Genomic DNA, 14274 nt, shown 5'->3' with positions numbered 1-14274 from the left:
GACGATAGACTCCGCGTAGTAGACTCTGATCGCTCGCGGGTTCGGGAAGGTTAAGTAAGCCTCAGTAAAAGGAAGCGAGTAACGTGACATCGACCGTCCGACGTGCGGGTGCGTTCGCCGCGGTCGGGACCCTCGCGGTTCTGGCCGCGGCGACGCCCGCAGCGGCAGTCGCCGCGTTCGTCGCAGTGGCCGGCGCCGCCGCGACGATCACGGACGGCCCCGCCTTCGAGCTGTTCGCTCGGCCGGGCGACCGGCGCGACGAGCGCCTCAAAGGGCTCGTCGGTTTCGCGGTCGCCGCCGCGCTTCTGGGCGGGTTCGCCGCCGTCGGCGACCTGCCGACCAGAGTGTTCGTCGGGACGGTCGTGCTGTACGCCTACGGCAATTTCGCGGGCGAGATCGCTCGCAACCGCGTCGGCGGCGAGGTCGCCGAGGCGGTCGGCTTCGTCGTCGGCGGACTGCTCGCCGGCGTCGCCGCCGTCCAGGTGACGGCGCTCGCGATCGACGCGTCGATGCTGCCCTTCGCAGCGGTCACGGTGCTGGCGACGACGGGCGCGCTCGTCGGCGCCTTGCTCCGGTCGGTCCTGCTCGGGCGCGACGACCCAGCCGTGATCCTGTCGGTCGGACTCCTGCTCTGGCTGATCACGGCGCTCAACGTCGGCGCCACGACGACGGACGTGCTCGTCGCGCTGGGCGTGACCGCCGCGCTGGGGTACACCTCCTACGCGCTGGAGACCGCGTCGGTGGAGGGGATGCTCGCGGGGGTCGTGCTGGCGTTTCTGGCGATCGTGCTCGGGGGGTACCCGTGGTTCGCCGTCATGATCGCGTTCTTCGGAATCGGCGGGCTCTCGACGAAGTTCCGCTACGACGAGAAGCGCGAGCGCGGCGTCGCCGAGGAGAACGACGGCGCGCGCGGGAGCGCGAACGTACTCGGCAACGCCGCCGTCGCGCTGGTCGCGGTGCTGGGCTACGCGGCGGCGTCGGCCGACCTGTTCGGCGCCGATCCCGCGCTGTTCCTCTTTGCGTTCGCCGGCTCGCTCGCGACGGCGCTGGCCGACACGCTCTCCTCGGAGATCGGCGGCGTGTTCGACCGCCCGCGGCTGATCACCACTCTGAAACGCGTCGATCCGGGCACCGACGGGGCCATCACCTGGCAGGGCGAGATCGCTGGCGCCGCCGGCGCCGCGCTCGTCGCGGTCCTCTCGTGGCTGCTGTTCCCCTCGATCGCCCTCGACGGCGCCGCGGTGATCGGCGCCGCCGGCGTCACCGGCATGACCGTCGATAGCCTGCTGGGCGCGACCATCGAGGGGGACGGCGTGGGCAACCAGAGCGTCAACTTCCTCGCGACGCTGTCGGGCGGGATCGCCGGCACGCTGTTCGCGCTGGCGGTCGGACTGGCGGGGCTGCCGTGATCCGCGACGCCGTCGAGACCGACCGGCCCGCCCTGCTCGCCCTGCAGTCGCTTCTCCCCGAGCCGGCACCCGACGCGCTCGGCGAGGCCATCGACGGTCCCGGCGAGGTGCTCGTCGCGACCGGCGGCGTTCGGAAGACGACTTCGTCGTCTTCCGCAGCCAGTCAGAACGCTTCGCGTTCTGAGAACGCCAATGTGAGCGATCTGCTCGACGCCGGCGGCGACCGCGACTGTCGGCGCCCGATCGGGTACGTCTTCGCGATGCCGAGCGACGACCGCGCGTACGTCGCCGAACTCGTCGTCGCTCCCGACCGGCGCCGGGAGGGCGTCGCGTCGCAGCTGTTCACTCGACTGTTCGATCGCCTCGGCGAGCGCGGGGTCCGACTCGTCACACTGGCGGTTTCGCCGGACAACGACGACGCGCGGGAGTTCTACGAGGAGTGGGGGTTCAGGACGGTCGACCGGGACCCCGAGTACTACGACGGCGACCCGGCGCTGTTGCTGGCCCGACCGCTCTGATCGGAGAAGGGTTCGGAGGCCCGACGGGCGAGTGCTAGTCCTCGTCGCCGAGCAACTGGTCGGCGGTGCGAAGCCGAACGCTCGTCGGCCGCTTGGTGAACTCGCCGAGCGAGCGGGCGACCGCCTGCGAGACGCCCCGCTGGGCGGCGACGTCGAGCAGCCGCTGGCTGAGTTCGCCGTCGATCACGACCGCGCTCGGCGGCGACGCCGCGGCCTCGATCGTTTCGACGGCGTCCTCGGCGGGCGCCTCGTCGAGCTCGCGGAACTCGTCGTCGAGTAGCCGCACGCTGCCGCGCTCGCCCCGAACCACCGCCTCGACGTGGCCGTGGAGCGTCTCCGGGACGGTCGTCTCGGCGTCAGCGGACTCCTCGGACTCGGCGGACTCGTCTGCCGGTTCAGCGTCGGTCGGTTCTGCGCCTGCATTCGCTGGTTCGGCGTCGGCTTCGTCCGGCTCGGGTTCCGCCGCTTCGGCGTCGGCTTCCGGCGTCGTCTCGGCGACTGCCGATTCGGCTCCGGCGTCCGGCACGGCCGGCTCGTCGGGGCTTTCGGGACCGTCGTCGTCGTCCACCGAGGAACTCGCCTCGGTGTCGTCCGACTCCGGCGCGGGCATCGCGCTCCCGTCGGTCGCGGCGACCGCGGTGCGCGGCGTCGAGGCGTCGGCGACGGCGTCGTAGGGGACCTTGTCCCGCAGCGCCTCGAACACCTCGTGGCGCGAGAGGTCCTCGACCGACCGGCCGTCGGGCGCGAACGTCACGTAGTCGACGTCGGCGACCTGCGAGAGCTCTCGCAGGATCAGATCGCCGCCGCGGTCGCCGTCGAGAAAGGCGGTCGTCGTCCGATCGGCCGTCAACTCGGCGACGACCTCCGGGACGTCAGTCCCCTCGACGGCAACGGCGTTCTTGACGCCGTACTGCAGGAGCGTCAGCACGTCGGCGCGTCCTTCGACGATTACGACCGCGTCGCTGTCGGCGACGCGCGGACCGGCGGGCAGCCCCTCGTACTCGGTCACGTCGGCGACGCGGACACGCTGGCGCACCTCTTCGAGGATCTCCTGACTGCTCATCGCCGTCTCGTCGAACGCCTCGACGAGCAGCTCGTGGGCGCGGTCGACGATCTGGCGGCGCTTGGCCGCGCGCACGTCCTCGATGTTCGTCACGGTGAGATCCGCGCGACACGGACCGACCCGCGTGATCGTCTCGAGCGACGCCGCCAGCGTCGCTGTCTCGACCTTGTCGAGGCTCGTCGCGATCGTCACCTCACCGCGTGACTCGCCGCCGGTACTGTCGATCTCGACGTCGATGCGCCCTACTTTCGAGGACTGCTGGAGGTCTCGCAGATCGAGCTCCTCGCCGAGCAGCCCTTCGGTCTGCCCGAAGATGGCGCCGACGACGTCACTCCGTTCGACCACCCCGCTCGCGGTCACGTCGGCGTGGATGAGATATTTCGTTGTATCGTCCATTGATGATCTGCCCCGATCGGGGGCGTGGTTGTGAATGTCCCATGAACGGCTTCATGGTGCGTTATATATGTTTGGGTCGGAACCTTCAAATACCTGTCGTCAGTTCTCGTCGCCGGCGCGTCCTTCGGCTTCCCCTTTCGATCGATGACATGGTAACTCATAACGTATTGTTCGGTAACGACCGACTAAACCACGCCCCGACCGCTCCGACCGGCCGGAAGCGTCGCGCCGCGGCGTCCGGACCCTGACGAGCGAACTCGTCGAGTCCGCGTTCGCTGCCGCTCGCGCGGACGCCGAAGCGCTTCAGAAGAATGCTGAAGCCGAGCCGCTACCGCGCCTGGTGGGGATCTTCGAGCACCGTGGCGCCGTGAGCCAGTGAGGCGATCGGATCCGTCGGGTCGTCGTGCTCGTAGATGATCGCCTCGACGCCGGCCTCTCGCGCGGCGTCGACGCGGGCGGGCACGTCGAGGACGCCGTCGCCGAGTTCGACCGGTTCGCCGTCTTCGCTCACGTCTTTGAGGTGAACCAGCGGGATCCGATCGCCGAAGCGCTGGAGCAGTTCCGTGGGATCGTAGCCCGCGGCCTTCGCCCAGCCGAGGTCGAGTTCGAACCCGACCGCGTCGTCGGTCTCCTCGACGAGGAGCTCGAACGCCGACCGGCCCCCCGTGTCGCGAGGCGAGACGAACTCGTGGTCGTGATTGTGGTAGCACAGCCGCATCCCGTGAGGTTCGAGCAGGTCCGCGAGCGTCTCCAGGCGATCGGCCGTCCCTGCGACGGCGTCGCGATCGGCGAAGTGCGACTCGTCGAGATACGGCACGACGACGGTCGCGCAGTCGACGGCGTCGCATGCCTCGACGATCTCCTCGGTCGAGCGCTCGATCCGGTCGTCGGGGACGTGCGCGGCCGTCGCCGTCAGATCGGCGTCCGCGAGCGTCTCGGCGACGCCGTCCTCGGTCGGCGCCGCGGCGAACTCCACGCCGTCGAGCGGCGTCTCACCGACCCGTTCGATCAACTGGGCGGTCGGCTCGTCGACATCCCGCAGCGTGTACAACTGGACTGCCGTGTGCATGGTCAGGTCTCCGACCGACGCACGGAAATAGGTCCGGACTCCGGCGACGGACGCACGATCAGCCCTCGCGCGCACCGTTCCAGTGCGTCGTCGGCCGATCGGCCACCGTCGCGGAATATCGAACAATATTTCTCTTCAGTCGCAGTGTCTGGTGACGAACGGCAATCTTTAAGCGCGTCTGACGGCGACCCGTCTAGTAATGACGTCGTCGATCGAGCGGATCGGCTGGGGCATCGCGTTCCTCCTCCTGGCGGCGCTGGGGATCCCGTGGTTCCTCTGGGGCTCCGACCGCGTCGTCGCGGGACTCCCCGTCTGGATCTGGTGGCACGTCGGCTGGATGGTGCTGACCGCCGCCGTCTTCTGGCTGTTCGCGCAGCGGTCGTGGGGGCTCTGGATCGAGAGCGACGCCGCAGTCGGGGACGCCGAAGCGTCCGCAGCGGGCGCGACCGCAGCCGACGACCGCGGGGGTGACCGGCCGTGAGCCAGGTCGCCCTGCAACTGGGCATCGTCGTCGGTTACCTCCTGGTCGCGCTCGGCGTCGGCCTGCTGGCCTACCGGCTCACCGACCGCACCGCCGAGGACTTCTATCTCGCCTCGCGGACGTTCGGCACGGTCGTCCTGCTGTTTACCACGTTCGCGACGCTGCTGTCGGCGTTCACGTTCTTCGGCGGTCCGAATCTCGCCTACGCCTCCGGCCCCGAGTGGATCCTCGTGATGGGCGTGATGGACGGGATCCTCTTCGCGATCCTCTGGTACGTGATCGGCTACAAGCAGTGGCTGATCGGCAAGCGCCACGGCTACGTCACGCTCCCCGAGATGCTCGGCGACCGGTTCGGTTCGTCGGCGCTGCGCGGGCTGGTCGCGGTGGTCAGCTTGTTCTGGCTCTTTCCCTACGTCATGCTCCAGCAGATGGGCGCCGGCACCGCGCTGGCGGGCCTGACCGGCGGGTGGCTCCCCTACTGGTCCGGCGCGGCGCTCGTGACGGCGTTCATGATCGTCTACGTCGTGCTCGCGGGGATGCGCGGCATCGCCTGGACCGACACGATCCAGGGCGCGTTCATGCTGCTGGCGACGTGGGCCGCCGCGCTGTGGATCCTCAATGCGGTCGGCGGGGCGGGCGCCGCGACCGCCGCCGTCGCCGAGTCGAACCCCGAGTTCCTCTCGCTCGGGGGCGGCGTCTACTCGCCCGCGTGGATGATCTCCCAGGCCGTCAGCATCGCCTTCGGCGTCGCGATGTTCCCGCAGGTCAACCAGCGCTTTTTCACCGCGGGCTCGAAGAAAGTCTTCAAACGCACGTTCGCGCTCTGGCCGATTCTGGTCGTCCTGCTGTTCGTCCCGGCGTTCCTCCTGGGCACGTGGGCGGCGGGGCACGGCGTCGCCGTACCCGAGGGGGAGAACGTCCTCCCGATCCTGCTCAACGAGTACGCGCCCGGCTGGTTCGCCGCGCTCGTGATCGCCGGCGCGATGGCTGCGATGATGAGCAGTTCCGACTCGATGCTGCTGTCGGGCTCGTCGTACTTTACGCGGGACCTCTACCGGCCGTTCGTCTCGCCCGACGCCAGCGAGCGCCGCGAGGACCTGCTGGGCCGGATCGGCGTCGTCGTCTTCGCGACGGCGACGTTCGTCGCCAGCCTCTACCGGCCCGGCGGGCTGGTCCAGATCGGCTCGACCGCGTTCGGCGGGTTCGCACAGCTCGCGCTCCCCGTGATGGTCGCACTGTACTGGCGCCGGACGACACGCTCGGGGATGCTCGCGGGCGTCGGCGCGAGCCAGGCGTTCTACCTGTCGTCGGTGTTCCTCCCTGCCGTTCCCGGGACGTACTGGGGCTGGGACGCCTCGATCCTGGGAATGGTCCTCGGGCTCGTGCTCACCGTCGGCGTCTCGGTGGCGACGGCCCACTCGGCTGACGAGCGCGACGCCCAGTTTACGGATCTTTCGGGCGCCGAGTAAGCGGGGTCCCGCAAAGAGACCCTTTAACACCGACGGCTGTCAACGACCGCGTATGCAAACGCACATCGTTCCGGTCGGGTTCGACTACGACCGGCTGATCGCGCCGCTCGTGCGCGACCAGTTAGACGTCGACCGGGTCGTCTTGCTGGAGGGCGCGGTGGGGAGCGAGGCCAACGTCGAGTACTCGCAAAATCTTTCCGAGAAGCTCGAACAGGACTTCCAGAACCTGCTGGGCGCCGAAACTGACCGGTTCGTCCTCGAGGACGTGTACGACTACGATGCCGCCTTCGAGGAGGCGTTCGCGATGATCAACGACGAACTCGACCGCGGGAACGAGGTCTGGGTGAACATCAGCGCGATGCCCCGGCCCGTCTCCTTCGCGTTCGCGACGGCGGCCCACTCGATCATGGTCGAGCGCCAGGAGGACCGCGAGAAGATCCACACCTACTACACCGCCCCGGAGAAGTACCTCGAAACCGAACTCGCGAAGGAGCTCCACAAGCAGCGCGAGCTACTGGAGGACCTGCAATCCGAAGGGACGCCGGAGGACGAGCGGATCGGCGAGCGCCTCGACAGCGCCCGGGAGCTGCTCTCGGAGTTCGACGAGCGCGGCACGACCATCGGCGCAAAGGAGATCGGCGGTCGCCACATCGTCGAGCTGCCGGTCGCGTCGTTCTCGAACGTCAAGCCGTTCGAGGAGCTGATCCTCTTCACGCTGGGCGAGCACGGCGAGTTCGACAGCATCTCGGAACTCGCCAAGGAGCTGGCCAAGGAACTCAACGAGGAGTACACCGACAGCTTCCGGTCGAAGGTGATCTACAACGTCGACCGGCTCGGCCCGGGCGGCAAGGGGTACATCGAACAGGAGTCACACGGCAAATCCTACCGAACGCGCCTCTCGCGGATCGGCGAGCTGTGGGTGCGCTCGCACTCGAACGATCAGGAAACCAGCGTCGAACTGTAGCGACTTAGTTCCGCGACCCATCGAAGTTCGGCGTCGGCACGACGCCGCGGACCACCAGCGCGTACGCGACGACCAGCACGGCCGCCAGCACCAGCGGCGTCCCGGCGTCGCCCTGCAACCAGCCCGGTAGCCCGGTGACGGCGTCGAGCAGCGGCACCGCGGGCTCGAAGGCCAGCAGCCACGCGAGCAGGATCAGCGCGACCACGAGCGAGGTGCCGAGTTCCGGGAACCGATCCCGGCTGTAGGCGTGGGCGACCAGCGCCAGCGCGGCGGCGTCCGAGACGATCGGCGTGTTGCTGGTCGGGTCGCCCGCCAGCACCGCGCCGAGCACCGTGACCGTGAGAAGGTAGACGACCACCAGCACCGCTCCGAGCAGGGAGTCGTACGCGGCGGCGCGGCGACGAACGTCCGTCAGATCCATCGAGTTGCGGTAGCGAGTGCGACGTGATGAAGGTGGCGCACCCGGTCGGCGTCTCAGTCCCCGCCGGCCGCGCTGGCCTGTCCCGTCCACCGTTCGATCGCGCGTTCGCGAAGCACGAGCAGGCTCGGCAGCACCGTGATGCAGGCGACGAAGGCGTAGATGATGCTCAGTCCCGTCACGATGCCAAAGCGCTGGAGCGGCGGCGCCAGCGCCAGCGCGAGGACGCCGAAGCCGGTCGCCGTCGTGGCGGCGCTGCCCAGCAGCGCGCCGCCGGTGCCCGCGACGGTCGCCGACAGCGCGCCGTCGAGCCCGTCGTGCCGGCGACGTTCGTCGACGAAGCGCTCGGTGAAGTGGATGCTGTAGTCGACGCCCAGCCCGATCGCGAGGCTGGTGACGACCGCGGTCTCGCTGTTGAACGGAACGTCGAACAGCGCCATCGTCCCCAGCAGCCACGCCAGCGCGAGCACGACCGGCGCGAGCGTGACCGCCGCCAGGTCGGGCGCGCCGGTGCGCCACCAGTAGAGCCCGAGCAGGAACGCGCCGATCACGACCAGCGTCACCGCCAGCGCCTGGATCAGCGTCTCCAGCAGCGCGTCCTGCAGGACCGCGGTGACGACGGGCCCGCCGGTCGCGACGGCGCTCACCGGCGCCGACGCCTCGATCGAGGAGGCGAACGCGCGGACGTCCTCGGCGACCGTCTGGGCCGAGGCGTCGCCCTGCACGCCCACCGTCAGTCGAGCCGACTCGTAGTCGCCGCCATCTGTTCGATACAGCACGCTGGACGCCTGTTCCGGCGCGGCGTCGAACAGCGCGTCGTACACTGCGGCGACGTCCTCGTCGGGCAAGCCGTCGCCGTCGGCGTCGCGGGCGTCGATCGCCGCTGCGAGGGAGTCGTCCTCGGCGGCGACCGAGCGCAGCACCGTCACCGGCGTCTCCGCGGCGACGCTTCCGCCCGGCCGGTCCGAAAGCGCGTCGTCGGGGTCGCCCTCGCGGGTCGCGCCGTCGATCGCGCGTAACGTCTCGGGATCGGTTATCTCGCCGCGTAACAGCACCTGCGCTTCCGACCCCTCACCGCGCTGGCGGAAGTTCGCGCCGAGGTACTGGGCGTTCTCGCGCACGTCGAAGTCGCCGGCGGCCAGCGGGCCGGGCAGCGACTTCGCCCAATCGGGCGAATCCTCGGGCAGGAAGTCGGTCCGGTTGAACTCCGTGTCGATGCCGGTCGCGCCGTACGCGCCCGCCGAGGCGACCAGCACCGCGATCACCAGCACGCCGATCGGCGCGCGCCGGGCGAGTCCCCCAGCAGCACCGAGCGCCCGGTTGATCGGACCCGGCGTGACGCCGACCGCGGGGTTGCGCCGCTCGCGCCCGAACCGGTCGAACAGGCGCTCGATCTCCAGCTTCACCGCGGGAACCAGCGCCGCGAACACGACGAACGTCGCGAGGATGCCGGCGCCCGAGAGGATCGCGAAGTCGCGGATCGCCGTCAGCGGGCTGACGTAGTTCGAGAGGAAGCCGACGCCCGTCGAGAACGTCGCCGCGGCGAGCGCGAGCACGACGCCGGCGATCCCCATGCGCATCGCGGTGGTCGGATCGCGCCGCCCGGTCGCGCCGTCGTCCGTGTCGAGGTCGCCCTCTCTGGCCTCCCGGTATCGCATCACGACGTGCAGCGAGTAGTCGATGCTCAGCCCGATCAGCAGGAACGGCACCGCGATCAGCAGCTGGCTGGAGGGGATGCCGAGCCAGCCCTGGGCGCCCGCGAGCCACGCCATGACGACGGCGATGCCGAACACGCCGACCAGCACGTCGACGACGTCCCGGTAGGCGATCGCGAGCACCCCGAGCACGAGCACCAGCGCGACCGGCGTGATGATCGTGAAGCTGTCGCCGACAGCCCGAGTCGACGCGTCGTCGACGACGCCCTGACCGAACACGAACGCGTCGTCGAAGCGCTCCTCGACCAGCCCGTCGATCTCGACTTGCGCGTCGTAGGCGGCCTGCGGGTCGGCGTCGCCCGCGCTCCCGTCGACCTGGAACACGAAGGTGATCCGCGCGTCGGCGCTCGTCGCGCCCGGCTCGTAGTCGGCGGGCAAGAACTGGTAGGGATCGTCGCCGCGGGTCTCGGTGTCGGGGGCGAGCACGCGTTCGAGCAGCGCCTCGACCTCGGCGTCCGACCGCGATTCGAGCGCCGCGATCTGCTGGTCGAGCGTCGGCGGCGGCGCGCCGGCCGCGTCTCCACCCGCGCCGTCTTGCCCGTCATCACCGCCCGCGCCGGCCGACTCGTTGCCCCCGCCGGTTCGGTTGCCCTGCTGGCTCGTCCGATCCTCGTAGTACGCCGCGGTCGCGACGACGTTTTCCAGCCCGATGACGCCACTTTCGTTCCGCAGCGTCCCGTTGATCGATGCGTCGGATCGCATCTCCTGTTGCAGTTCCAGCCCGTCCAGCAGCGACGCCTTCGTCAGCACGTCGCCGCTCTCGTTGCGGACGACGATCTGTGTCACGACGGCGTCGTCGGTGTCGTACGTCGATTCGATCTCGTCGAGCGCAGCGCGCTCGGGCGAGTCGGTCTCGAACTGGCCGATGCCGCCCTCGCCGGCGCTGCCCAGCGCCGCCCCGGCGCCGACGATCAGCGTCGCCACCAGCAGGACGATGATCACCAGCCGGCTGTGGTCGACCAGCATGTCGGCGTACCGATCTACGAGGTCCGAACTCATCGGCTCGGATCACCCCCGCAAGATCGGGTGCGTGTGAGCGCCGACGGCTCTCCGAGACGCCGCCGTTCGGGATCGTACATACCTCGCTCTGACACCCCAGCGCTGATATACGTTCGGATCAAAACGGACTGTGTATAACCGGAATTAGATTATGAACGCCGACATCGACCGCGACCGAGGGGTGCTCACGCCGGCCGATCGAGCCTATCTGCTCGGCGAAACCGAGATGAGCCACGAACAGTCCAAGCGCAACGCGGAGGCGCGCATCCGAAATCGAATCCGGGAGGGGATCGTCGACTTCGACCTGCTCGTCCACTCGCTCGATCGGAAGGACCGCCGGCAGATCTTCGAGTCCGCCACGGACGACGACGAGACGTTCGTCGACGGCGTCACCGCGATGCTTTCGTTCGCTTACATCGGGCTCAAGGAGCAAGGCGTCGACTTCGAGCGCGTGCTCGTCCCGGCAGTCAGCGGCGCCGAGCGCGCCTACGGCATCGACCAGCAGTCCGCCAACGTCACCGTCGACGTCGAGTTCGACGTCGAGACGACCGTCGAGGCCCGACTCGACGGCATCGCCGAGCGGTTAGACGACGGCGATCCCGTCGCGCCCCGCGAGCTGTTCTCGCTGGTGATGGAGGGCGAGCGCGCGCTCGACGACTACGAGCGCATCACGCTCCGTCTCGCAGACGAGGGCGACCGCGCGCACGTGACGCGGCTCGCCGAGTATCTCGACGCCGACGTTCGGTACCGCAACGACGCGCTGGCCGTGCTGTGCCTGGATGCGGAGTGACGCCGCTGCCGAGACCGGCTGCTCGGTACGCAGTTCGTCCCGATCCCTACTCGAAACCACTAAGACGGGCGCGTCGGCAACGTGTATGTATGCCCGTCACCGCTGCCGATCCGAGCGGCTGCGACGGCCCCCGCGGCGTGTTCGTAGGGGCGTCCTAGCCCCCTCACTCCTACCCCGTTTCGACGGATGTATTGCACCCGACCGGCTTTCAGCGACCAACGACCAGTATGTACGACCGACACGACGGACGGACGAGTTCGCGGCATCGACGACGCCCATCGCGGGCGGTGAGAGCATGAGCGCCGAAGGCGACGAGCGCGACGCCGAGGGTCTCGACGGCGGCTACGACGCCGACGCGGTCGAGCCTAAGTGGCAGGACCGCTGGGTCGAATCCGAGACCTACGCCTACGACGGCGACCCCGAGCAGGACCCCAACACGACCTACGCCATCGACACGCCGCCGCCGACGGTGTCGGGCAGCCTCCACATGGGCCACCTGTACGGCCACACGCTGCAGGACTTCGCCGCCCGCTTCCAGCGGATGTACGACGGCGACGTCCTGTTTCCCTTTGGCTACGACGACAACGGCATCGCCTCGGAACGGCTGACCGAGCGCGATCTGGGCATCCGCCACCAGGAGTTCGAGCGCCGCGAGTTCCAGCAGAAGTGCCGCGAGGTCTGCCAGACGTACGAGGACTCGTTCACCGAGCAGATGCAGTCGCTGGGCTGCTCGATCGACTGGAACCACACGTACAAGACGATCGAGCCGCGCGTCCAGCGCGTCTCGCAGCTCTCCTTCCTCGACCTCTACGAGAAGGGCCGCGAGTACCGCAAGAAGGCGCCCGCGATCTGGTGTCCCGACTGCGAGACCGCGATCTCGCAAGTCGAGATGGAGGACGACGAGCGCGGGTCGCACTTCAACGACATTGCGTTCGAACTCGTCGGCGACAACCTCGACCGCGACGAGTTCGTCATCTCGACGACCCGTCCCGAGCTGATTCCCGCCTGCGTCTCGGTGTTCGTCCATCCCGACGACGAGGACAATCAGGACCTGGTCGGCGAGCGCGCCCGGATCCCGATCTTCGGCCACGAGGTGCCGATCATCGAGGACGAGCGCGTCGACATGGAGAAAGGCAGCGGCGTCGTGATGTGCTGTACGTTCGGCGATCAGAACGACATCGAGTGGTACCAGGCCCACGACCTGCCCCTGCGGGTCGCGATCGACGAGTCCGCGACGATGACCGAGCTCGCGGGCGACTACGAGGGGATGTCCACCGAGGAGGCCCGCGAGGCCATCGTCGAGGATCTCGACGACGAGGGGCACCTCCGCGATCGCTGGGAGATCTCCCACGCCGTGCAGGTCCACGAGCGCTGCGACACGCCCGTCGAGTACCGCGTCTCCAAGCAGTGGTACGTCGAGATCCTCGATCACAAGGAGGAGTACCTGGAGGCCGGCCGCGAGATGGACTGGTACCCCGAGAAGATGTTCTCGCGGTACGAACACTGGATCGAGGGGCTGGAGTGGGACTGGCTGATCTCGCGCCAGCGCGACTCGGGCATCCCGTTCCCGGTGTGGTACTGCGAGTCCTGCGACGAGCCCGTGATGGCCGAGAAAGAGGATCTGCCGGTCGACCCGCTCGCGGACGACCCGCCGGTCGACGCCTGTCCGGAGTGTGGCCACGACGAGCTCGAGGCCGAGGAGGACGTGTTCGACACGTGGGCGACCTCCTCGCTGACGCCGCTGATCAACGCCGGCTGGGACTGGGACGCCGAGGACGAGGCGTTCGCGATGGACCACCCCGAACTGTACCCCTTCGACCTGCGCCCGCAGGGCCACGACATCATCTCGTTCTGGCTGTTCCACACCATCGTCAAGTGCTACGAGCACACCGGCGAGGTCCCCTTCGACGCGACGCTGATCAACGGGCACGTCCTCGACGAGAACCGCGAGAAGATGTCCAAGTCCCGCGGTAACGTCGTCGATCCCGAGAACGTGATGGAAGAGTACCCCGTCGACGCGATCCGCTACTGGGCCGCCAGTGCCTCAGTCGGCGACGACTTCCCGTTCAAGGACCAGGATCTCGTCACCGGCGAGAAGCTGCTGCGAAAGCTCTGGAACGCCTCGAAGCTGGTCGACCAGCTCACGCCCGCCGACCAGATCGAGGAGCCCGACGAGCTCGACCCGATCGACGAGTGGCTGCTGGCCCGTCAGGACGCCGTGATCGAGAGCCTCACCGAGAAGCTCGACAATCACGAAATCTCGAAGGCGCGTAACGAGCTGCGCGTGTTCTTCTGGAACACGTTCTGCGACGACTACCTCGAAATCGCGAAACAGCGCCTCGACGCCGAGGACAGCGAGTCGACGGCCTACGCCCTGCAGACCGCCCACCGGCGCTTCCTCGAACTGTTCGCACCGCTGCTGCCCCACATCACCGAGGAGATCTGGCAGTCGCTGTACGCCGACGGCGGTTCGATCGCCGACGACAGCATCCACCTGCGCGACTGGCCGACGCCCTCGGGCCACGACGCTGACCTCGAATCTGGCGAGACGGCGCTCGAAGTGATCGGCGCGCTGCGGCGCTACAAGAGCGAGCACCAGCTCGCGCTGAACGCCGAACTCGACCGCGTCGAGGTGTACGGCCGCATCGACGGGTTCGAGAACGTCGTCCGCGGCGTGATGCACGTCGACGACCTCGACGCCCGCGACGAGGCCGCCGACGTCACGACCGAAATCGCCGAGATCAGCCTCGATTACTCGCAGGTCGGGCCGAAGTTCGGCGAGAAGGTCGGCGAGATCGACGCCGCCCTCGAAAGCGGCGAGTACGAACTCGACGACGGCGCGCTCCATGTCGCCGGTGAGGAACTCGGTGCAGACCTGTTCGAGGTGCGCGAGGAGCGCACCTACGCCGGCGAGGGCGAGATGATCGAGGCCGACGACCTGGTCGTCGTCGTCCAGAACTAAGCGAGGCTCGAGCCTCGTCGA

At 68.8% G+C, this 14274-nt stretch carries 11 protein-coding genes; 7 read left to right on the top strand and 4 right to left on the bottom strand.

Annotated elements, in window-relative coordinates; genetic code table 11:
* The first annotated feature begins 83 nt into the window (after positions 1-83).
* Together NO931_RS18790 and NO931_RS20780 are read left to right on the top strand one after the other, a co-directional pair.
* Complete coding sequence (locus NO931_RS18790) at positions 84-1409, top strand: DUF92 domain-containing protein (RefSeq protein WP_256393897.1); 1326 nt, start codon at positions 84-86, stop codon at positions 1407-1409.
* Complete coding sequence (locus NO931_RS20780; protein WP_256393896.1) at positions 1406-1927, top strand: GNAT family N-acetyltransferase; 522 nt, start codon at positions 1406-1408, stop codon at positions 1925-1927. Before NO931_RS18790 ends, NO931_RS20780 begins: the two co-directional genes overlap by 4 nt.
* Before the next feature lie 34 nt (positions 1928-1961).
* Here the strand turns inward: NO931_RS20780 and dnaG are convergent, their stop codons facing one another.
* Both dnaG and NO931_RS18775 read right to left on the bottom strand, forming a co-directional pair.
* A complete protein-coding gene (gene dnaG / locus NO931_RS18780) occupies positions 1962-3386 on the bottom strand; it encodes a DNA primase DnaG (RefSeq protein ID WP_256393895.1) in 1425 nt (474 codons plus the stop codon).
* Positions 3387-3714: 328 nt separating this feature from the next.
* Positions 3715-4455: a sugar phosphate isomerase/epimerase family protein gene (locus NO931_RS18775; protein ID WP_256393894.1), complete on the bottom strand. Its 741-nt coding sequence runs from the start codon at positions 4453-4455 to the stop codon at positions 3715-3717.
* A 199-nt stretch (positions 4456-4654) separates the two neighbouring features.
* Between NO931_RS18775 and NO931_RS18770 the strand changes: the two genes are divergently transcribed.
* From NO931_RS18770 to NO931_RS18760, 3 genes are read left to right on the top strand one after another with little or no spacing between them, the layout of a single operon-like run.
* Positions 4655-4936 carry a DUF3311 domain-containing protein gene (locus tag NO931_RS18770; protein ID WP_310737332.1) on the top strand — a complete coding sequence of 94 codons (282 nt, stop codon included), beginning with the start codon at positions 4655-4657 and terminating at the stop codon, positions 4934-4936.
* Positions 4933-6405 (top strand): sodium:solute symporter family protein, encoded by a 1473-nt coding sequence (locus NO931_RS18765; RefSeq protein ID WP_256393893.1) that lies wholly within the window; start codon positions 4933-4935, stop codon positions 6403-6405. The genes NO931_RS18770 and NO931_RS18765 overlap by 4 nt, the downstream gene beginning before the upstream one ends.
* A gap of 52 nt (positions 6406-6457) precedes the next feature.
* Positions 6458-7369 (top strand): HFX_2341 family transcriptional regulator, encoded by a 912-nt coding sequence (locus NO931_RS18760; RefSeq protein ID WP_256393892.1) that lies wholly within the window; start codon positions 6458-6460, stop codon positions 7367-7369.
* A gap of 4 nt (positions 7370-7373) precedes the next feature.
* Here the strand turns inward: NO931_RS18760 and NO931_RS18755 are convergent, their stop codons facing one another.
* Both NO931_RS18755 and NO931_RS18750 read right to left on the bottom strand, forming a co-directional pair.
* Positions 7374-7790 (bottom strand): hypothetical protein, encoded by a 417-nt coding sequence (locus NO931_RS18755; protein WP_256393891.1) that lies wholly within the window; start codon positions 7788-7790, stop codon positions 7374-7376.
* A 53-nt stretch (positions 7791-7843) separates the two neighbouring features.
* Entirely contained in the window at positions 7844-10501 is a 2658-nt protein-coding gene (locus NO931_RS18750) for an efflux RND transporter permease subunit (protein WP_256393890.1), read from the bottom strand.
* 151 nt (positions 10502-10652) lie between these two features.
* Between NO931_RS18750 and NO931_RS18745 the strand changes: the two genes are divergently transcribed.
* Positions 10653-11291 carry a DUF8102 family protein gene (locus NO931_RS18745; protein ID WP_256393889.1) on the top strand — a complete coding sequence of 213 codons (639 nt, stop codon included), beginning with the start codon at positions 10653-10655 and terminating at the stop codon, positions 11289-11291.
* A 295-nt stretch (positions 11292-11586) separates the two neighbouring features.
* Complete coding sequence (locus tag NO931_RS18740; RefSeq protein ID WP_256393888.1) at positions 11587-14253, top strand: valine--tRNA ligase; 2667 nt, start codon at positions 11587-11589, stop codon at positions 14251-14253.
* Positions 14254-14274 lie beyond the last annotated feature (21 nt).

Source organism: Natronoarchaeum rubrum, assembly GCF_024494695.1.
The sequence above is the reverse complement of the archived record's forward strand: the minus strand, read 5'-3'. Positions and strand labels throughout refer to the sequence as shown.